Raw genomic sequence first — 18433 nt, 5'->3', positions numbered from 1 at the left:
TGGGGCGTTCTGTCCGCTATCTCCTCTGTCCCGTTCACCGATGCCGGTTCTCCCGGGCGCTTTTCACCACTGATAATTAACTGTCACCTGGCTACGCGTAATTTGAACCGGGGGCCTTAGCTGCCCGTAAGCCTCTACCGCGTAGATAAAGCGCAGCGTCTCGCCGGGTAGAAAAGGCAGCGGCGCCGCCCGCTGTCCGGCGAGCTGATCCAGTTCGATGCAGGCGCTGACGCTGCACAGTTTAATCTGCAGGCCCGGCGGCGGCGGTGAGAGCAGGGTGATGCGCCAGGCGATCTGGTTCAGGCGGGCGCCTGCCGGCAGCGGCGAGGGCGGGCTGATGGCCGGCCCAGGATAGCTCTGCTTGCCGACGCTAAGCCGGGGACCGGCGGCGCTGCCGCTCCAGGCGCCGTGCGCCGCCAGCGCCGCCGGCGGGGCGACGGCCAGCAGCGCGGCAGCCAGCAGTATCAGCTTCATCCGTTTCATCGTTGGCCTCCGATAACATGGCTCATGCGCACCGTGCGGCTATGATTCAGCTCCAGGTTAGAGAGCACCGCCAGCTGCGGGAAGACGCGGCGCAGAAAGCGCGACAGCATCAGCCGCAGCGGCTGGTTTACCAGCAATACCGGCGGCGCATCGAGCGCCTCCTGCTGCTGAATAGCTTTTTCCGTTTGCGCGATCAGGTTTTCCGCAATGCCCGGCTCGATGGCGCTGCCGTTCTGAATCGCCTGGATTAGCAGACGTTCAAGCTCCATATCGAGGCCGATAACCTGAATCTCCGGGCGGTTCTGGAACCACTGTTGGGTAATGGCGCGCCCTAGGCGAATGCGTACCTGCGCCGTCAGCTCATCGGCATCGTTCTGTCCCGGCGCGAACTCCGCCAGCGTATCGATAATGGTGCGCATATCGCGAATTGAGACGCGCTCCGCCAGCAGATTTTGCAGCACCTTATGGAACAGGGTCAGCGACATCACGGTAGGGATAAAATCCTCCACCAGCTTCGGCATCTCTTTCGCGATCTGATCCAGCAGCTGCTGCGTTTCCTGACGGCTGAACAGCTCGTCGGTATGCAGGCCGATCAGGTGGTTCAGGTGCGTCGCCACAACCGAGCTGGGATCGACTACCGTATAGCCCTGAATCGCCGCCTGGTCGCGCAGCACTTCATCAATCCAGACCGCGGGCAGGCCAAAGGCGGGCTCCTGGCAGGGCTGCCCTTTCAGGGTGCCCTCGGCGCAGCCGGGATCGATCGCCATCCAGCGTTCCGGCTGAATTTCGCCGCGGCCAATTTCCACCCCTTTGAGCAGGATGCGGTAATCGCCCGGCGCCAGATCGAGATTGTCGCGGATATGTACCGGCGGCGGCAGGAAGCCCATATCCTGGGCGAATTTTTTACGGATGCCGCGGATACGCGCCAGCAGCTGTCCATCCTGCGCCGAATCCACCAGCGGGATCAGGCGGTAGCCCACCTCCAGCCCCAGCACATCTTCCAGCTGTACGTCGGACCAGGAAGCCTCTGCCGCCTGCGCCGCCTCCGCTTTCGCTTTTGCCGCCTCCCGGCTGGCGTTGCCGGCCAGCGCCGCCGTCGCCGCAGGAGTTGGAAGTTCGCGCCCGCGCAACCACCAGGCGGCGCCGAGCAGGGCGGCGGTAAACAGCAGGAACACCAGGTTCGGCATGCCCGGAATAATGCCGAGCAGGCCGATCACCCCGGCGGAGAGCAGCATTACACGCGGGTTGTTCAGCAGCTGGCTGACCATCTGCTCGCCGATATCCTGCTCGTTTGACACGCGGGTAACAATCACGCCGGCGGCGGTGGAGATAATCAGCGCCGGGATCTGCGCCACCAGGCCGTCGCCGATGGTCAGCAGCGTATAGGCTTCGCCCGCCTGGGCAAACGACATATCATGCTGCATCATGCCGATCATCAGGCCGCCGATAATATTAATCGCCATAATCAGCAGGCCCGCAATGGCGTCGCCGCGCACGAATTTACTGGCGCCGTCCATCGAGCCGTAGAAATCGGATTCCTGCGTTACCTCGGCGCGACGTTTCTTGGCTTCCTCTTCGCCGATCAGACCGGCGTTCAGATCGGCGTCAATCGCCATCTGTTTGCCCGGCATGCCGTCCAGCACGAAGCGCGCGCCCACCTCGGCGATACGTCCGGCGCCTTTGGTGATAACCATAAAGTTAATAATGATCAGGATGGCGAATACCACGATACCGATAGCGAAGTTGCCGCCCACCAGGAAGTGGCCGAAGGCTTCAACTACCTGGCCCGCCGCGCTGGCGCCGGTGTGGCCTTCCAGCAGGATAATACGCGTCGAGGCGATATTCAGCGCCAGACGCAGCAGCGTCGAGAACAGCAGAACGGTAGGAAAAGCGGAGAACTCCAGCGTCTTCTGGGTGAACATTGCCACCATCAATATCATCAGCGATAAAACGATATTAAAGGTGAACAGCAGATCCAGTAAAAACGCCGGCAGCGGCAGTACCATCATGGCCAGAATCATCATGATTAATACCGGCCCGGCCAGGATTTGCCACTGTGTATCTTTCAAATGCGGCAGACGAAGCTTGCTGGCGAAATTTGACATTACTCTTGACTCTTAGGGGTGAAATCCAGCGCGGCAGGCACTGGAAGATTAACGGGTTTTTTCGGGCGCAGGCCGCCTGCATGCCGCCAGCGGCGCAGGCTGTAGACCCAGGCGAGAACCTCGGCCACCGCGCCATACAGCGCGGCGGGGATCGGCGCGTTCAGCTCGCAGTGGCGATAAAGGGCGCGCGCCAGCGGCGGCGCTTCCAGCATCGGAATACGATGCTCCCCGGCCACGGCGCGGATGCGCAGGGCGGTTTCGCCCGCGCCCTTCGCCAGCAGTATCGGCGCGGCCATGGAGCCTTCCTGATAGCGCAGGGCGACGGAATAGTGGGTCGGGTTATTGATAATTACGTCGGCGTTCGGCAGTTCCGCCATCATGCGGCGGGTAGCGGCGGCGCGCTGCAGCTGTTTGATGCGCCCCTTAACATGGGGATCGCCCTCATGCTCTTTATGCTCGTCGCGGATCTCCTGACGGCTCATGCGCAGCTTCTTCAGGTTGCTGAACAGCTGCCAGAACACGTCATATCCCACCATCGGGATCAGCGCCAGAATCACCATCAGCAGGCAGCCCATAATCAGGCTGGCGAAGTTATGGAGCGCCTCATACAGCGGCTGCTCCACCAGGTGAATGAAATTTTGCCGGTGCAGGTAGAGATAGAGACCGCAGACGCAGCCCACCAGCGTGACTTTCAGTATCCCTTTCAGCAGTTCGGAAACCACCTGGGCTGAAAACATACGCTTCAGGCCGGAAATCGGCGACAGGCGCTTCAGATCCAGCTTCAGCGATTTGCCGCCAAGGTGCAGGCCGCCCAGCAGCATCGGCGTAGTCAGCGCGGTGAGGAACAGGCCGGGCAGCAGCAGCAGCAGCGCCTGCAGCGCTGCGTTGCTCAGATGACGCAGCTGCCAGAACAGCAGCGAGGTATCGCGCGCCAGCAGCGCGTCGAAGGTGAGGCCGTCGTGCAGCAGATTGGTCAGATGCATAACCAGATCGTGGCCGCCGGCCAGCATCAGCGACCAGCCGACCAGCAGCATCATTACTGAGGTCAGCTCTTTGGAACGGGGAATTTGCCCCTCTTTGCGCGCCTTCTCACGCCGGTAGGGCGTGGGGTCTTCGGTTTTTTCTACATCACTTTCTTCAGACATCGGCGCTGATTCCTGGGGCTTTAATTAAAAGCCGAGGCTCTCCAGCAGATCGTCAACCTGATCCTGAGAGGCGACCACGCCCGCCTTGGTGTGATCCAGCTGCGGGCCGTTTTTCAGGCTTTCGGCTTCGCTGATTTCCGCCGCCGGTTTCTCCGGCATATTGTCCACCAGCACCTGGATCAGGCCGCTTTCGATCTCGGCGATCAGATCCATCATCTTTTTGATCACCTGACCGGTCAGATCCTGGAAATCCTGCGCCATCATGATTTCCATTAGCTGCTGGTTGGTTTGCTGGGTCAGCTCCGGCGTCTGTTTTAAGAACTGGCGCGTATCGTTCACCAGCTCGCGGGCGATGGGCAGCTCAACCGGATCGGCAAACCAGGCGTCCCAGCGCTCCGCAAGGCCTTTTGAGGTGGCGTTAAGCTCATCCTGCAAGGGGCGGGCGACTTCGACGCAGGTCAGCACGCGGTCGGCGGCCTGCGAGGTTTTATCCACCACGTAGCTCAGGCGATCGCGCGCGTCCGGAATGGCTTCCGCCACGTCCATAATGGCGCGATCGAGGCTGAGGTTATTCAGGCTGACGCGCAGCTGGCGCGCCAGTTGACCAATCTGGGAAAAAATAACCTTCAGGTTATCGGCTGATGTTGTACTTGCGTCTGCTTCCATGCGTTTTACCATCCTAGTTTTTCGAAAATCTTATTCAGCTTCTCTTCGAGCGTGGCGGCGGTAAAGGGCTTAACGACATAACCGCTGGCGCCAGCCTGCGCCGCCGCGATGATATTTTCTTTTTTGGCTTCCGCCGTCACCATCAGCACCGGAATGGCGCTGAAGTTGGCGTCGTTACGGATCTCATTCAGCAGCTGCAGACCATCCATATTCGGCATATTCCAGTCGCTGATAACAAAATCTACCGGCGCGGCCTTGAGCTTAGCCAGCGCATCGCTGCCGTCTTCTGCTTCTTCAACGTTGTTGTAGCCGAGATCTTTTAAAAGGTTGCGGACGATACGACGCATCGTTGCGAAATCATCTACTACCAGAAAACGTAAGTTTTTGTCTGCCATCTTATTATTCGTCCGTAATAAAAGTGAAATAACCGGATTAGGTCATGAATAAAAAGCGCTATATACGGCGCGCCTGTCCGACAACGTTATTCAGAATGCGCTGACACATCTGATCGAGATCGACAATTTCATCCACGCCGTCGAGCGCGACGGCTTCGCGCGGCATACCGTATACCACGCAGGTTTTTTCGCTTTGCGCCAGCGTACGGGCGCCTGCTTTACGCATCGCCAGCAGCCCCTGGGCGCCGTCATGGCCCATGCCGGTTAAAATAGCGCCTACCGCATTGCTGCCTGCTGATTTGGCGACCGAGTGGAACAGCAGATCGACCGACGGGCAGTGTCGGTTGACCGGCGGCAGATCCTGCAGCTGCGCATGATAGTTCGCGCCGCTGCGCGCCAGTTCCAGATGCAGTCCGCCCGGCGCGATATAGGCATGGCCCGGCAGCACGCGATCGCCGTTTTCCGCCTCTTTCACATTGATGCGGCACAGCTTATTCAGGCGCTCGGCAAAAGAGCGGGTAAAGCCGGCGGGCATATGCTGAGTAATCACAATGCCTGGGCAGTTCAGCGGCATCGCGGTTAATACCCGCCGCAGCGCTTCCGTGCCGCCGGTTGAGGCGCCGATGGCGATAATTTTTTCACTGCCGACCAGCGGGCCGCTTGCCATACGCGCCGGCGGCGTAGCCGTTGAATGCTGCGGAAAATGACGAACCCGCGCCGCCGTGCGGATTTTATCGGCGATCAGCTCGCTGTATTGCAGCATCCCGTCGCGCAGGCCCATTTCCGGCTTGGTGACGAAATCTATCGCGCCCAGCTCCAGCGCGTTAAGGGTAATCTCCGAGCCTTTTTGCGTCAGGGAAGAGACCATAATTACCGGCATCGGGCGCAGACGCATCAGGCGCTCAAGGAAATCGAGCCCGTCCATGCGCGGCATCTCAACGTCCAGCGTCAGCACGTCGGGTGAATAGCGCTTAATCAGATCGCGGGCAATCAACGGATCGGGCGCCGTCGCCACCATCTCCATATCCGGCTGCTGGTTGACAATATTGCTCATGATGCTGCGGATTAACGCGGAGTCATCAACGCAAAGTACCCTGATTTTATTCATTATCTCTCCTGGGCCAGGCAGTAAACTGACTGACCTCGCAGGCGAAACGGCCCGTTCATGTTGCTAAAATTTTCGGAGTGGCCGACAAACAACAGGCCGCCCGGCTTCAGCATTTTCGCAAAGCGCCGCAGGAGCTGATGCTGCGTATGTTGATCGAAATAGATCATGACGTTACGACAAAAAATAGCGTCAAAGGGCGCCGGTACGCGCCACTCCGGCGACAGCAGATTCAGCTGTTGATACTGAATCGACGACAGCAGCGCCGGCTTAACCTTGACCTGTTCCCGCTGCGCGCCGGTGCCGCGTAAAAACCAGGCGCGCTTCTGTTCCGGCGTTAACGCCTGAATATCGCTGTGCCGGTAAATGCCTCTGGCGGCTTTCTCCAGCACTTCGGTATCGATATCGGTCGCCAGCACGCGCGGCCCGCTCAGGCTCTGCCCCAGCGCTTCGTTCAGCGTTATGGCGATCGAGCACGCCTCCTCGCCGGTAGAGGCGGCGGTACACCAGACGCTGTAATTATTCTGTCTGGCGCGGCTGCGGGCGTGCTCCGCCAGTACCGGGAAGTGATAGGCTTCCCGAAAAAACGACGTCAGATTGGTGGTCAGCGCATTAATAAAGTTTTGCCACTCGCTGCTGGCGGGATCGGATTCCAGCAGGTTCAGATAAGCGGTAAAACTGCGCAGCCCCAGCTGACGTAAGCGGCGCGCCAGGCGGTTATAAACCATGTCATGTTTTTGTTGATTCAGCACGATGCCCGCCCGGTGATAAATTAGCGCGCTGATTTTTTGTAACTCCGCTTCTGTCAGAACAAATCCCGGCGGCGTGTTAACGTTTGTACTGTTCAATTTATGGGTTTCACTTGTTGCGTTTAGCCGATTCACGCTGCAGCGCCAGCCTCTGCGCTGAGAGGCTGATTCAGCCGGGCCGACTTTCTTTTATCTTCACCTGAGAGAGAACAGGCGCACGGCGGCACATAGCAATATGGACAGGCTAACGCCCTGTCCGGGAATAAGTTATCCCCGGCGAAATAACAGCGGCGTCAGCAATTAACTGTCAGACGGACATACTCATGATTTCCTGATACGCGCTAACTAACTTATTGCGTACCTGGATACCCAGATTTAATGCAACGGAGGATTTTTGCATCGCGACCATAACGTCATTAAGCCCAATCCCCGGCGCTCCGGTGAAATAACTTTCAGCCTGGTTTCTGGCGCTGCTTTGTAATTGGTTAATATTGTTAAGACTGTTAATTAAAAGGTCGGAAAAGGAGACGGATTTGTCGCTTTGTTGCGTATTATGCAGTGAGAGTTGATTGCCCGTTTCTGCAATTTTACGCGCCTGAAATTGAATCTGATCCAGGACATTCGTGGATTGAATCGACATGACATTCCCTTATGAAATAACTTCGGTTGACGCACATGTCACACCAGAAGTTTTCCTTTTATTAACGTTTAATTAATGGCGAGAATACCATGATTTGAGTTATGGCGAATAATTCAAATAGCTGACAGAAGCACTCCTTTATTCAGGATTAATATTTTTCCTAAATGGCGGATAATGTTTAGAAGGCGCAGTGCCGGTAAAAGGCATTGCGCCTATTTTACTGGAGTTGGCGTGCTGATTAACGGCTCACGGTGCATGATTGCATCATCTATTTTCAGGCAGGATGACCGCATGGATGCCAACAATAAGAGTAATAAAATTAACGCTTCTTCTAATTTGATGTCTGCGGTGGAACGCATTCGTGCGAATCCACGGTTCTTATTCGTCGTTCTGGCCGCGGCCGCCGTTTCCATTGTAATTGCGTTATTCTTCTGGGCTAAGTCACCAGACTACCGCACCCTTTACAGCAATATCAGTGATGAAGACGGCGGAGCGATTGTCGCACAGCTGGCGCAGATGAATGTGCCTTACCGCTTTCAGGAGCACGGCGGCGCGATTATGGTGCCGGCCGATCGCGTCTATGAAGCGCGGCTGAAGCTGGCCCAGCAGGGCCTGCCCAGAGGCGGCCAGGTAGGTTTTGAACTGCTCGATCAGGAAAAGTTCGGCCTCAGCCAGTTTAATGAACAGATCAATTATCAGCGCGCGCTTGAGGGCGAGCTGGCGCGTACCATTGAAAAACTGGGACCGGTGCGTCAGGCGCGCGTGCATCTGGCAATGCCGAAACAGACGCTGTTTGTGCGCGAGCAAAAATCTCCTTCCGCTTCCGTCACGCTTAACCTGAACGCGGGCCGTTCGCTGGACGCCGGACAGGTTAACGCTATTAGCTGGTTGATTTCCAGCGCCGTGCCCGGCCTGAATGCCGATCATGTGACGCTGGTCGATCAAAACGGCAACCTGCTGACCCAGCGCGGCGATCAGGCGGTACAAACCACCCAGCGCAAATATATCAACGATATCGAGGCGGATTACCGTCGTCGTATCCAGGCGATCCTGGCGCCGGTGGTGGGCGCGGCCAATGTAAAAACTCAGGTTACGGCGCAGGTCGACTTTACCACCCATGAGCAGACGGCGGAGCAGTATCAACCTAACGCCACGCCGGAAACCATGGCCATCCGCAGTCGCCACGCCAGCAGCAGCGAGCAGGGCAATAAATCCGGGCCGGGCGGCGTACCGGGCGCGCTGAGCAATCAGCCGCCGACGCCGACCTCCGCGCCGATTACCCAGCCGGCGGCGGATGCGAACGCTGCGGTAACCGCCGTTCCCTACAACCGGCAAAACGATGAAACCACCAACTATGAGCTGAACCGCACGCTCACCCATACCAAACGCAGCGCGGGCACGATTGAACGTCTCTCCGTCGCGGTGGTGGTCAACTATCAGCTGGATGACGAAGGCAAGCCGATCGCGCTCAGCGAAGAGCAGATGAGCAAGATTCAGGCGCTGGTAAAAGAGGCGATGGGCTTCTCCAGCGAGCGCGGCGATACGCTGAACGTAGTTAACGCGCAGTTTAACGATGCGCCGGCCGAACCGGAAATTCCGTTCTGGCAGCGTCCTGAATTTATTTCGCTGCTGATGACGGCGGGCCGCTACCTGCTGGTGGCGCTGGTGGCGCTGTTCCTCTGGCGCAAGATGCTGCAGCCGTTCTGGATCAGGCATCAACAGCTGGCGTTGCAGCGGCTGGAGCTGGAGAAAGAGGCGCGCGAGGCTGAATTTAAAGCACAGATGCGTAAAGCGGAGATGCGCGAGCAGGCGAAAGCCCAGCAGCGTATCGAAACCGAGGTCAATATCCAGCAGCTGCGCAGCACGGCTGAGCAGGATCCGCAGGTTATTGCCCTCGTTATCCGCCAGTGGATGAATAAGGAGCAGCCTTCATGAACGCATGTGAAAAAAGCGCGGTGATCATGCTCACGCTGGGCGAAGAGCGGGCCGCTGAGGTATTTCGTCATCTGAGCACCCATGAAGTGACGATGATCAGTAGCGCCATGGTCAGCATGAGCGGTTTTACCCATGAGCAGCTGGGCGAGGCGCTGAAAGAGTTCCAGCGCGACGCCAGCGAATTTGCCGCGCTGAGCATCAATACCAACGATTATCTGCGCAACGTGCTGGTACAGGCGCTGGGCGAAGAGCGCGCCTCCAGCCTGCTGGAAGATCTGCTGGATACCCAGGGCAACAGCAACGGCATCGAAACCCTGAACTTTATGGAGCCGCAGGCGGTATTTGAGCTGATCCATGAAGAGCATCCGCAGATTATCGCCACCATCCTGGTGCACCTGAAACGCGCCCAGGCGGCCGATGTGTTAACCCGTTTCGACGACCGCGAACGTAACGACATCATGCTGCGTATCGCCACCTTCGGCGGCGTGCAGCCGGCGGCGCTGCAGGAACTGACGGAAGTGCTGAACAATCTGCTGCATGGTCAGAACCTCAAGCGCAGCAAAATGGGCGGCGTGCGTCCTGCCGCCGAGATTCTCAACCTGATGAAATCGCAGCAGGAAGAGGCGGCGATCGAAGCGGTGCGCGAGTTCGATCAGGAGCTGGCGCAGAAAATCATCGACGAGATGTTCCTGTTCGAAAACCTGCTCGATATCGAAGACCGCAGCATTCAGCGCATCCTGCAGGATGTGGATAACGAAACGCTGATTGTCGCGCTGAAGGGGGCCGAACAGCCGCTGCGCGACAAATTCTTCCGCAATATGTCGAAACGTCAGGCGGATATCATGCGCGAAGATCTCAACGTGCGCGGGCCGGTACGTATGTCGCAGGTGGAAGCGGAACAGAAAACCATCCTGCAGATTGTGCGTCGCTTAACCGAAAGCGGCGAGATCAATATCGGTGGCAGCGAGGATGTTTATGTCTGATTCACAGTCGGCATCCGCATGGCGGAGCTGGCAGCCGGAAGATCTCTGCGCGCAGGACGATCTTGCTGTCGCCTTTCTGCTGACGGAAGGCGAACCGACGGCGGAGCAGCAGCAGGCGGAATTACAGCGGCTGCGCCAGCAGGCGGAGCAGCGCGGTCTGGCGCAGGGCCAGGCGAAAGGGCTGGAAGAGGGCCGTCAGCAGGGCTACGAGCAGGGCTACCGCGAAGGGCACCAGGCGGGCCTGGAGCAGGGCCTGGCGGAGGCGCGCGCGCAGCAGGAAAAGCTGAACGCGCAGTTCGCCACGCTGATCTCCTCTTTCCAGACCTCGCTGAATAACCTGGAAAAAGTGATTCCTTCTCGTCTGGTACAGCTGGCGCTAATGGCGGCGCGCGCCGCCATCGGCAAAAGCCTGGCGTGCGACAGTACGCTGCTGCTGGAAAAAATTCAGTCGCTGATGCAGGAAGAGCCGATGTTTCAGGCGCCTGCGCAGCTGTGGGTCAGCGCGGAAGAGTTTCCGCTGATACAGGCGCAGCTGAACGAGGTGCTGGCGCAGCAGGGCTGGGAGCTGCACGCCGATGAGGCGATGCTGCCCGGCGGCTGCCGTATCACCTCCGCCGAAGGCGAGCTGGACGCTACCGTGAACGGCAGCTGGCAGTCGCTCTGCCAGATCTGTCGTGAGGATTATGTGGCATGAGCCAGCGGCTTGAGCAGTGGCTGCAGGCGATCGACGAGAAAGAGCAGCGCATCGCTCAGATCGCCGGCTCGCGCCGCTATGGCCGCCTGACCCGCGCCACCGGTCTGGTGATGGAGGCGGTAGGTCTGGCGCTGCCTATCGGCACGCTCTGTCGGGTCGAGCGCGACAGCGCCCACGGCGGCGGCAGCGTAGAAAGCGAAGTGGTGGGCTTTAACGGCCAGATCCTTTACCTGATGCCGCTGGAAAATATGGACGGCATCCTGCCCGGCGCGCGCGTTTGCGCCCCGGAGCCGGGCAGCGCGAAAGGCAAGCTGCTGCCGCTTGGCCGCGAGCTGCTGGGCCGCGTGCTTGATGCGCGCGCCCGTCCGCTGGACGGCCTGCCCGCACCGGCTACTCATCAGCGCGGCGCGCTGTTCTCCGCGCCGTTTAATCCGCTGCTGCGCGATCCGATTAAGTCAGTGCTGGACGTTGGCGTACGCGCCATTAACAGCCTGTTGACGGTGGGCCGCGGCCAGCGTATGGGGCTGTTCGCCGGCTCCGGCGTGGGTAAATCGGTGCTGTTGGGCATGATGGCGCGCTATACCAGAGCGGACGTCATCGTGGTCGGCCTGATTGGCGAACGTGGCCGCGAAGTAAAAGATTTTATTGAAAATATCCTCGGCAAAGAGGGGCTAAGCCGCGCGGTGGTCATTGCCGCGCCCGCCGACGTTTCACCGATTCTGCGTATGCAGGGCGCCGACTACGCGACCCGCATCGCGGAAGATTTCCGCGATCGGGGGCTGAACGTGCTGCTGATTATGGATTCGCTGACCCGTTATGCGATGGCGCAGCGTGAAATCGCGCTGGCGATTGGCGAACCGCCCGCGACCAAAGGCTATCCGCCCTCGGTTTTCGCCAGGCTGCCGGCGCTGGTGGAACGCGCCGGTAACGGTACTCAGGGCGGCGGATCGATTACCGCCTTCTATACGGTGCTGACCGAAGGCGATGACCAGCAGGATCCGATTGCCGACTCGGCGCGCGCGATCCTTGACGGGCACGTGGTGCTGTCACGACGGCTGGCGGAGGCGGGGCACTATCCCGCCATCGATATTGAAGCCTCTATCAGCCGCGCCATGACGGAGCTGATTGCGCCTGCGCACTATAAAAAAGTGCAGCGCTTTAAACAGCTGCTCTCCGCCTGGCAGCGCAACCGCGATTTAGTTAGCGTCGGCGCCTACGCCGCCGGCAGCGATCCCTTGCTGGATAAGGCCATCGAGCTTTATCCGCAAATGGAACGCCTTCTGCAACAGGGAATTTATGACTGCAGTGATTACGAAGCCTCATGCGCCGCGCTTTTCACACTGTTTCCTGACTTACCTGACCAATAATGGACTATAGCGAATGGCAAAAAGCTCTCCGATGCATGTTCTGCGCAACCTTGCGGAACAGACCCTGAACGACACCACGCAGGAGCTGGGCAAAATGCGCCAGCTGCATGCCAATGCCGCGGCCCAGCTTGAGCAGCTTACCCGCTATGAACAGGAATATAGCCGCCAGCTGCAGGACGCGATGTCCGCGACCGGTATGCCGGTGGTCAACCTGCTGAGCCATCAGTTTTTTATCTCCTCGCTCAGCCGGGTAGCCAAACAGCACGCCAGCCACGTTGAGGAGTGCCAGAAATCGGTCGATCGGGCGCTCGACAGCTGGAAAAAAGATAAGCAGCGGCTGAACGCGTTTGAAACCTTAATCAGCCGTGCCGATGCGGTTCTGCAACTGAAAGAGAGCCGGCAGGAGCAAAAAATGATGGACGAATTTGCGCAGCGCGCAAGCTTAAGGAGCGCAGGCTTATGATGGTAAACGTGGTTGCCGCGCTGACGGGCGCGTCTTTCGATAATGCTGGCAATGCGCCGGCTGAAACCGGCGAGAACGGCGATTTCGCCACCACGCTGGGCATGCAGCTGGCGCTGCTGCCGTTGGCGGCGGGCGGAGAACTGCCGGTTGACGCAGCGCTGCCTGACGGCGAGCTGCCGATCGATCCCGACGCGGCGGCAGATAAAAAGCCGGATGAGGTTGGCGATGAGCAGTGGCTGAGCATACCGTCCGCGCCCGTGCTGGCGCCGGCAGCGCTGATTGAAACCGCGCTGGCGCCCGCTTTGCCGCAGGCGGCCGCCGCCGCCGTCGTGCCTGAAACCGCCGACGCGCCAGCCGAACCGCATAAAAACGCCGTAACCGATCTGCTGCGCATGATCGCCAGCCCGCAGTCCGCCGTGGCGGCGGAGCCGTCCGTAACGCCGCAGACGCCAGCAGCGGCGCAAAGCGCGGCGCAGACGCAGGCGGCCAGTGCTTTTGCGGTGCCGGATCAGCCAGAGCAAGAGCAGTTGCCGGTGGAAGCGCGCGAGCCAGTCAGCGTGGATAACGCGCCGGCAGCTGAGCACCGTCCGGTCTCGCTGCCTTTTACCACCTCCACGACTACGCTGACCCAGCCGGCCAGCAGCAGCAGCGCCCCGATGACGCCGGCAACGGCCTACGCGACGCTGGAAGAGAAGGTGGGATCGCCCGCCTGGCAGCAGGCGCTGGGCCATCAGCTCAGCAGCTTTACCCGCAACGGCGTGCACCATGCCGAGCTGCGTCTGCATCCGGAAGAGCTGGGGCCGTTACAGATCAACCTGCGTCTGAGTCATGACCAGGCGCAGCTGCACTTTATGACCGAGCACCATCAGGTGCGCGCCGCGCTGGAAGCCGCCATGCCGCATCTGCGCGCCTCGCTGGCTGAATCAGGCATCCAGCTGGGTCAGGGCAGCGTCGGTAGCGAAGCGCCAGCGTGGGGATCCTCGGAATCCGGTTCCGGCCATTCATCGCAGTCGCAGCAGGAGCGGGAATCCGCTATAGCGGCGGAGGTGGAAGAAGAAACATCACCGCGACTAATACATGGACAGGCCTCCGGCATCAGTATTTTTGCTTAAACGCGTTAAACGACAATATCGCCAGCAGTAATTTCTGCTTTTTGACGAATTGTCACTACGCCTGCGTGTAATAGAATTCGCTATTCAATTAAGCCTTATTAATTGAACACCAGGTGGTTTACAACAGGAATTGTTAATTAGATGTCAAATAAAAAAAAGAAGGCGCCAGGGAAGGGTAAATTACGCACGCTCTTTATTTTTATCATTTTGTTAATCGCTGTTTTTGCCTGCGGCGTCGCGGCATATTCGCTTTATGAAATGAAAAATATGCAGACGCGCCTGTTGTCAAGCGGCGACGCGCCTGAAACTACAGAACCCGTTGCGCCAGTGATGCCGGTTTATGTACCGTTAGATACTTTTACCGTTAGTTTACGACCCAACGAAGAAGAATACGATCGCGTACTTTATATTGGCCTGACGCTGCGCGTCAGTAAAGATGATGATAAAGCGCTGATCGAAAAGTTTTTACCAGAAGTACGCAGCCGCCTGTTAATTTTATTTACCGGGCGTAGCGCGGAAGAGTTATCGCATCAGGAAGGCAAGGCGCAGCTTGTCCAGGATATTAAACAGGCACTGGAGAAACCGCTTGATGCCAAACAGGGCGTGCAGGTTACAGATGTTTTATTTAACGCCTTTATTTTACGGTAATCCTTATGTCTGACAGCATCTTATCGCAGGCGGAAATTGATCGCCTGCTGAATGGTGGTAGCAACAGCGACGCTGAGCACGTTGTGGAAAGTCTCAGCGGCGATGAGTCGATTAAGCCGTACGACCCGAATACTCAGCGCCGCGTGGTGCGTGAGCGCCTGCACTCTCTTGAGATAATCAACGAACGCTTTGCGCGCCAGTTCCGCGTCGGGTTGTTTAATCTGCTGCGGCGCAGCCCGGATATTACCGCCGGGAATATTAAGATTCAGCCCTATCATGAATTCGCCCGTAATCTGCCGGTGCCTACCAACCTGAATCTGGTGCATATGAATCCGTTGCGCGGGACGGCGCTGTTCGTCTTCTCGCCCAGCCTGGTCTTTATGGCGGTGGATAACCTGTTCGGTGGCGATGGACGCTTTCCTACCAAGGTAGAAGGGCGTGAATTTACCCCCACCGAACAGCGCATTATTAAACGTATGCTGTCGATGGCGCTGGAGGCGTATGACTATGCCTGGAGCTCCATTTTTACCCTGAAAACCGAATACGTGCGCGCCGAGATACAGGTGAAGTTCACCAATATTACCTCGTCGCCGAACGATATCGTGGTGACGACGCCGTTTTATGTGGAAATCGGTTCGCAAAGCGGCGAATTCGATATCTGCATTCCCTTCAGCATTATCGAACCATTACGCGAGCTGTTAACCAACCCGCCGCTGGAAAACTCCCGTCAGGAAGACGATCAGTGGCGCACGGTGCTGGCGACGCAGGTTAAAGATACCGAGGTGGAGCTGATTGCTAATTTCACCGAGGTTCAGACGCGCCTGTCAAAAATTCTGGAGCTGCAAACCGGCGATGTGATCCCGCTGGACAAGCCCGAACATGTCGAAGCCTGCGTGGATGGCTACCCGGTGCTGACGGGGAAATATGGCAGCGTGAATGGCCAGTATGCCCTCAAGGTTGAGCAATTACTAAACCCGACTTTACCGTCATTAAATAAGGAGCAGAGTCCCCATGAGTGACGCCAAACTACCGTCTGGTGCTGATGAACCATCAGTGGATAGCCTCTGGGGCGAAGCATTGGCCGAGCAGATGACGGCGGAAAGCCAGCCCGCTGCGCCGGTGATGCCGAAAGACGCGCCGGTGGCCGCGTTCAGCGAGGATCTCAAGCTTATCCTGGATATTCCAGTGAAGATGACCGTTGAGCTGGGGCGCACCAAAATGACCATTAAAGAGCTGCTGCGCCTTAGCCAGGGTTCGGTGGTCACGCTGGACGGCCTCGCTGGCGAACCGCTTGATATCCTGATCAACGGTTACTTAATCGCCCAGGGCGAAGTGGTTGTGGTATCTGATAAATTCGGCATCCGCATTACCGATATCATCACTCCTTCTGAACGTATGCAGCGCTTAAGCCGCTGATGCCGCGCGACAGCGCTAACGGAAACAGGCCGATCCGCCATGACAGATACATCCACGCCCGCCTCTCTGGTAATGCAAATTGGCGGCGCGATGGCGTTGGTTATTTTGCTGATTTTTGCCTGCGCCTGGCTGGCGCGGCGCAGCGGGCTGGCGTCTCGCCTGCGCGCCGACGGCAATATTATCGCAGTAAAAGCCAGCTATTCTCTGGGGCAGCGAGAGCGGCTTGTGGTTGTTGAGATTGATGGCGAGCGCCTGCTGCTGGGCGTAACGCCCGGCGCTATCACGCGTCTTGGGCGCCTGTCGGCGCCAACGCCGGCGCCGCATGAAGCAGGCGAGACGCCGAATTTTCAGCAGACCCTGAAGCGTCTGTTAAAACGCGATAAGGTGGAGCCTGAAGAGTGAATTTGATGTTACATGCGCTATGGCGACGCCGTTGTATTGCGCTGCTGCTGTCGTTGCTGCTGCTGCCGGCGCATGCCGCCTGGGCCGCTAATGGCGATATCCTGCTAACGCGCGCTACCGGCGGCGGCGAGGGCTGGTCTCTGCCGATTCAGACGCTGGTTCTGCTCACCTCCCTGACTTTTTTACCGGCTATCCTGCTGATGATGACCGGTTTTACCCGCGTGATTATCGTGCTGGGACTGCTGCGTAACGCGCTGGGTACGCCCTCCACGCCGCCCAATCAGGTGCTGCTGGGACTGGCGCTGTTTCTTACCTTTTTTGTGATGTCGCCGGTATTTAACCAGGTCTATGACGATGCGTGGCTGCCGCTGTCGCAGGATAAAATTTCGCTGGAGGAGGCGCTGCCGCGCGCGGCAAAACCGATGCGCGAGTTTATGCTGGAACATACGCGCGAAGCGGATTTAGCGCTTTATACCCGTATGGCGAAGCTGGACAATTTCGCTACGCCCGATGAAGTGCCGTTGCGCATCCTGTTACCCGCTTTCGTTACCAGTGAACTTAAAACCGGTTTTCAGATCGGCTTTGCCGTCTTCATTCCCTTTTTGATTATCGATCTGGTGGTTGCCAGCGTACTGATGGCGCTGGGGATGATGATGGTGCCGCCGGCTACCATTTCGCTGCCGTTTAAGCTGATGCTGTTCGTGCTGGTAGATGGCTGGCAGCTGATTATGGGCTCGCTGGCGCAGACCTTTTATTAACAGGCAGGAGGATATATGACGCCGGATAGCGTAATGGCTATGGGTTTTCAGGCGATCAAGGTGGGGCTGATTATTGCCGCGCCGCTGCTGCTCGCTGCGCTGGTTACCGGTCTTATCGTCAGTATTTTACAGGCATCGACCCAGATTAATGAGATGACGCTGAGCTTTATTCCCAAAATTCTGGTGATCGTGGCGGTTGCCGTCGCGCTTGGTCCTACCATGCTGGCGACCATGCTGGACTATATGCGCGCGCTTTATACTAATCTGCCGCAAATGATTGGCTGAGACGATGAGCTACTCGCTGGACGCGCTGCCGCTGCTGGTGAGCCACTATTTCTGGCCGCTGATGCGTATCCTGGCGCTGTTTAGCACTGCGCCGGTATTTAACGACAAGGCTATCGGCGTGCGGGTCAAGGTTGGGCTGGCGGCGCTGATCACTTTTCTTATTGGTCACAATCTGCCGGATAATTCGGTGCCGTTATTCTCCATTATGGGGCTGTGGGTTGGCTGCCAGCAGATGCTGATTGGCGCGGCCATGGGGCTGACGATACAGATGATTTTCGTTGCCGTGCGCTACGCCGGTGAGATTATCGGTTTACAGATGGGGCTTTCTTTCGCTACCTTTTTCGATCCCTCCGGCGGCGAAAATATGCCGGTGATAGCCCGCATACTTAATCTGCTTTCCATCCTGCTGTTTCTGCTGTTCAACGGCCATTTGCTGATGCTGAATGTTCTGGCGGAGAGTTTTCAGCTGATCCCCATCAGCACGGCGCCGCTTAGTCGTGATGCTTTTTTCGCGCTTGCTCAGACGGCGGGGCTGATCTTTCAGTGCGGCGTGGGGCTGGGGCTGCCGGTAATTACGCTGCTGCTGGCAATTAACCTGACGCTGGGGCTGCTTAACCGCCTGACGCCGCAGCTATCGATCTTCGTGGTCGGCTTTCCGCTAACCTTAACCGCAGGCATGCTGGCGCTGCTGCTGTCAGTCAACCACCTTTCGCCCTATTTTAGCTACCTGATGGAGCGCTTTTTTAGCCGACTTTCGCAGATCCTGCTGCTGTTTACGCCCTGATATCCGCTGGCCCGGCCTTGCCAGGCCAATGTGCTGTTGTTAGCATCTGTAGTTTGCCGAATTAATCTTTAATGGCCAAAGCAGAGGAAGGGGGTCAGGTCCATTCGGGAGGACGATCGGGAAATATCCAGACCGCTCCGCCAGGGCAGCTATCATAAAAAAACCAGGTTCCATCATTCATTTCAACTTCATTTTTTGGAAAATGTTTACAGAAGAGCTTCAGCTGTTCTTTAACCGTGCCCGCTAAAAAAATGCCATCTTTGGCTAATTTAATCCGCCCTTCCTGAAGCAGTTTTTC

General features: G+C 57.9%; 22 protein-coding genes. 13 read left to right on the top strand and 9 right to left on the bottom strand.

The genetic code is table 11. From position 1 onward, the window contains the following. Window positions 1-63 precede the first annotated feature (63 nt). The 8 genes from FKM52_RS17195 to fliE all read right to left on the bottom strand — a co-directional run bounded on the left by FKM52_RS17195 (window position 64) and on the right by fliE (window position 7288). Window positions 64-483, bottom strand: coding sequence for a flagellar protein FlhE (locus tag FKM52_RS17195; protein ID WP_244316890.1), 420 nt, complete (start codon window positions 481-483; stop codon window positions 64-66). Beyond that, on the bottom strand, window positions 480-2588 hold the full coding sequence (gene flhA / locus FKM52_RS17190; protein ID WP_141177384.1) for a flagellar biosynthesis protein FlhA: 2109 nt from the start codon (window positions 2586-2588) through the stop codon (window positions 480-482). Before flhA ends, FKM52_RS17195 begins: the two co-directional genes overlap by 4 nt. Then, window positions 2588-3733 (bottom strand): flagellar biosynthesis protein FlhB, encoded by a 1146-nt coding sequence (flhB, locus tag FKM52_RS17185; protein ID WP_141177383.1) that lies wholly within the window; start codon window positions 3731-3733, stop codon window positions 2588-2590. Before flhB ends, flhA begins: the two co-directional genes overlap by 1 nt. 24 nt (window positions 3734-3757) lie before the next feature. Next, window positions 3758-4399 carry a protein phosphatase CheZ gene (gene cheZ / locus FKM52_RS17180; protein ID WP_141177382.1) on the bottom strand — a complete coding sequence of 214 codons (642 nt, stop codon included), beginning with the start codon at window positions 4397-4399 and terminating at the stop codon, window positions 3758-3760. A 5-nt stretch (window positions 4400-4404) separates the two neighbouring features. Beyond that, complete coding sequence (gene cheY, locus FKM52_RS17175) at window positions 4405-4794, bottom strand: chemotaxis response regulator CheY (protein ID WP_141177381.1); 390 nt, start codon at window positions 4792-4794, stop codon at window positions 4405-4407. 58 nt (window positions 4795-4852) lie between these two features. Next, on the bottom strand, window positions 4853-5902 hold the full coding sequence (locus FKM52_RS17170) for a protein-glutamate methylesterase/protein-glutamine glutaminase (protein WP_141177380.1): 1050 nt from the start codon (window positions 5900-5902) through the stop codon (window positions 4853-4855). Beyond that, window positions 5902-6747 (bottom strand): CheR family methyltransferase, encoded by an 846-nt coding sequence (locus tag FKM52_RS17165; protein ID WP_246085549.1) that lies wholly within the window; start codon window positions 6745-6747, stop codon window positions 5902-5904. The genes FKM52_RS17170 and FKM52_RS17165 overlap by 1 nt, the downstream gene beginning before the upstream one ends. Window positions 6748-6955: 208 nt before the next feature. Next, entirely contained in the window at window positions 6956-7288 is a 333-nt protein-coding gene (gene fliE / locus FKM52_RS17160) for a flagellar hook-basal body complex protein FliE (RefSeq protein WP_141177379.1), read from the bottom strand. Between the two features lie 291 nt (window positions 7289-7579). Here fliE and fliF point away from each other — a divergent pair, with 291 nt between their 5' ends. From fliF to fliR, 13 genes are all read left to right on the top strand, one after another. Next, on the top strand, window positions 7580-9223 hold the full coding sequence (fliF, locus tag FKM52_RS17155) for a flagellar basal-body MS-ring/collar protein FliF (RefSeq protein WP_141177378.1): 1644 nt from the start codon (window positions 7580-7582) through the stop codon (window positions 9221-9223). After that, the gene (gene fliG, locus FKM52_RS17150) at window positions 9220-10206 is read left to right on the top strand and encodes a flagellar motor switch protein FliG (protein ID WP_141177377.1); all 987 of its coding nucleotides are present in this window, start codon (window positions 9220-9222) and stop codon (window positions 10204-10206) included. The genes fliF and fliG overlap by 4 nt, the downstream gene beginning before the upstream one ends. Continuing rightward, a complete protein-coding gene (locus FKM52_RS17145) occupies window positions 10199-10900 on the top strand; it encodes a flagellar assembly protein FliH (RefSeq protein ID WP_141177376.1) in 702 nt (233 codons plus the stop codon). Before fliG ends, FKM52_RS17145 begins: the two co-directional genes overlap by 8 nt. After that, window positions 10897-12267, top strand: a complete 1371-nt coding sequence (gene fliI / locus FKM52_RS17140; RefSeq protein ID WP_141177375.1) for a flagellar protein export ATPase FliI — start codon at window positions 10897-10899, stop codon at window positions 12265-12267. Before FKM52_RS17145 ends, fliI begins: the two co-directional genes overlap by 4 nt. A gap of 13 nt (window positions 12268-12280) precedes the next feature. Next, window positions 12281-12730 carry a flagellar export protein FliJ gene (fliJ, locus tag FKM52_RS17135; RefSeq protein WP_141177374.1) on the top strand — a complete coding sequence of 150 codons (450 nt, stop codon included), beginning with the start codon at window positions 12281-12283 and terminating at the stop codon, window positions 12728-12730. Beyond that, entirely contained in the window at window positions 12727-13842 is a 1116-nt protein-coding gene (locus FKM52_RS17130; RefSeq protein WP_141177373.1) for a flagellar hook-length control protein FliK, read from the top strand. The genes fliJ and FKM52_RS17130 overlap by 4 nt, the downstream gene beginning before the upstream one ends. Window positions 13843-13983: 141 nt before the next feature. Continuing rightward, window positions 13984-14490: a flagellar basal body-associated protein FliL gene (gene fliL, locus FKM52_RS17125; RefSeq protein WP_141177372.1), complete on the top strand. Its 507-nt coding sequence runs from the start codon at window positions 13984-13986 to the stop codon at window positions 14488-14490. Window positions 14491-14495: 5 nt separating this feature from the next. Further along, window positions 14496-15509 carry a flagellar motor switch protein FliM gene (gene fliM, locus FKM52_RS17120; RefSeq protein ID WP_141177371.1) on the top strand — a complete coding sequence of 338 codons (1014 nt, stop codon included), beginning with the start codon at window positions 14496-14498 and terminating at the stop codon, window positions 15507-15509. Next, on the top strand, window positions 15502-15906 hold the full coding sequence (gene fliN / locus FKM52_RS17115) for a flagellar motor switch protein FliN (RefSeq protein ID WP_141177370.1): 405 nt from the start codon (window positions 15502-15504) through the stop codon (window positions 15904-15906). The genes fliM and fliN overlap by 8 nt, the downstream gene beginning before the upstream one ends. 39 nt (window positions 15907-15945) lie before the next feature. Beyond that, window positions 15946-16308, top strand: a complete 363-nt coding sequence (gene fliO / locus FKM52_RS17110) for a flagellar biosynthetic protein FliO (protein WP_141177369.1) — start codon at window positions 15946-15948, stop codon at window positions 16306-16308. Window positions 16309-16313: 5 nt separating this feature from the next. After that, on the top strand, window positions 16314-17066 hold the full coding sequence (gene fliP / locus FKM52_RS17105; RefSeq protein WP_141177481.1) for a flagellar type III secretion system pore protein FliP: 753 nt from the start codon (window positions 16314-16316) through the stop codon (window positions 17064-17066). A gap of 15 nt (window positions 17067-17081) precedes the next feature. After that, window positions 17082-17351, top strand: coding sequence for a flagellar biosynthesis protein FliQ (gene fliQ, locus FKM52_RS17100; RefSeq protein ID WP_141177368.1), 270 nt, complete (start codon window positions 17082-17084; stop codon window positions 17349-17351). 4 nt (window positions 17352-17355) lie between these two features. Continuing rightward, window positions 17356-18135 (top strand): flagellar biosynthetic protein FliR, encoded by a 780-nt coding sequence (gene fliR / locus FKM52_RS17095; protein ID WP_141177367.1) that lies wholly within the window; start codon window positions 17356-17358, stop codon window positions 18133-18135. 94 nt (window positions 18136-18229) lie between these two features. Here fliR and FKM52_RS17090 read toward each other — a convergent pair. After that, window positions 18230-18433, bottom strand: a 204-nt coding sequence (locus FKM52_RS17090) for a DUF596 domain-containing protein (protein ID WP_141177366.1), incomplete at its 5' end; no start/stop codon positions are given.

Origin of the sequence: Mixta tenebrionis (assembly GCF_006517625.1) — a bacterium.
Lineage (GTDB): Bacteria > Pseudomonadota > Gammaproteobacteria > Enterobacterales > Enterobacteriaceae > Mixta > Mixta tenebrionis.
Note: the sequence above shows the minus strand (reverse complement) of the source record. Positions and strands in the feature narration are given on the sequence as shown.

Excerpts from the sequence above, each read along its gene's own strand:
- fliJ (WP_141177374.1), top strand. The coding sequence starts at position 12,281 with ATGGCAAAAAGCTCTCCGATGCATGTTCTGCGCAACCTTGCGGAACAG.
- cheY (WP_141177381.1), bottom strand. The coding sequence starts at position 4,794 with ATGGCAGACAAAAACTTACGTTTTCTGGTAGTAGATGATTTCGCAACG.
- fliI (WP_141177375.1), top strand. The coding sequence starts at position 10,897 with ATGAGCCAGCGGCTTGAGCAGTGGCTGCAGGCGATCGACGAGAAAGAG.
- FKM52_RS17170 (WP_141177380.1), bottom strand. The coding sequence starts at position 5,902 with ATGAATAAAATCAGGGTACTTTGCGTTGATGACTCCGCGTTAATCCGC.
- fliG (WP_141177377.1), top strand. The coding sequence starts at position 9,220 with ATGAACGCATGTGAAAAAAGCGCGGTGATCATGCTCACGCTGGGCGAA.
- fliL (WP_141177372.1), top strand. The coding sequence starts at position 13,984 with ATGTCAAATAAAAAAAAGAAGGCGCCAGGGAAGGGTAAATTACGCACG.
- FKM52_RS17195 (WP_244316890.1), bottom strand. The coding sequence starts at position 483 with ATGAAACGGATGAAGCTGATACTGCTGGCTGCCGCGCTGCTGGCCGTC.
- fliP (WP_141177481.1), top strand. The coding sequence starts at position 16,314 with ATGTTACATGCGCTATGGCGACGCCGTTGTATTGCGCTGCTGCTGTCG.
- FKM52_RS17130 (WP_141177373.1), top strand. The coding sequence starts at position 12,727 with ATGATGGTAAACGTGGTTGCCGCGCTGACGGGCGCGTCTTTCGATAAT.
- cheZ (WP_141177382.1), bottom strand. The coding sequence starts at position 4,399 with ATGGAAGCAGACGCAAGTACAACATCAGCCGATAACCTGAAGGTTATT.
- fliR (WP_141177367.1), top strand. The coding sequence starts at position 17,356 with ATGAGCTACTCGCTGGACGCGCTGCCGCTGCTGGTGAGCCACTATTTC.
- fliQ (WP_141177368.1), top strand. The coding sequence starts at position 17,082 with ATGACGCCGGATAGCGTAATGGCTATGGGTTTTCAGGCGATCAAGGTG.
- FKM52_RS17145 (WP_141177376.1), top strand. The coding sequence starts at position 10,199 with ATGTCTGATTCACAGTCGGCATCCGCATGGCGGAGCTGGCAGCCGGAA.
- flhB (WP_141177383.1), bottom strand. The coding sequence starts at position 3,733 with ATGTCTGAAGAAAGTGATGTAGAAAAAACCGAAGACCCCACGCCCTAC.
- fliM (WP_141177371.1), top strand. The coding sequence starts at position 14,496 with ATGTCTGACAGCATCTTATCGCAGGCGGAAATTGATCGCCTGCTGAAT.
- flhA (WP_141177384.1), bottom strand. The coding sequence starts at position 2,588 with ATGTCAAATTTCGCCAGCAAGCTTCGTCTGCCGCATTTGAAAGATACA.
- fliO (WP_141177369.1), top strand. The coding sequence starts at position 15,946 with ATGACAGATACATCCACGCCCGCCTCTCTGGTAATGCAAATTGGCGGC.
- fliN (WP_141177370.1), top strand. The coding sequence starts at position 15,502 with ATGAGTGACGCCAAACTACCGTCTGGTGCTGATGAACCATCAGTGGAT.
- fliF (WP_141177378.1), top strand. The coding sequence starts at position 7,580 with ATGGATGCCAACAATAAGAGTAATAAAATTAACGCTTCTTCTAATTTG.
- fliE (WP_141177379.1), bottom strand. The coding sequence starts at position 7,288 with ATGTCGATTCAATCCACGAATGTCCTGGATCAGATTCAATTTCAGGCG.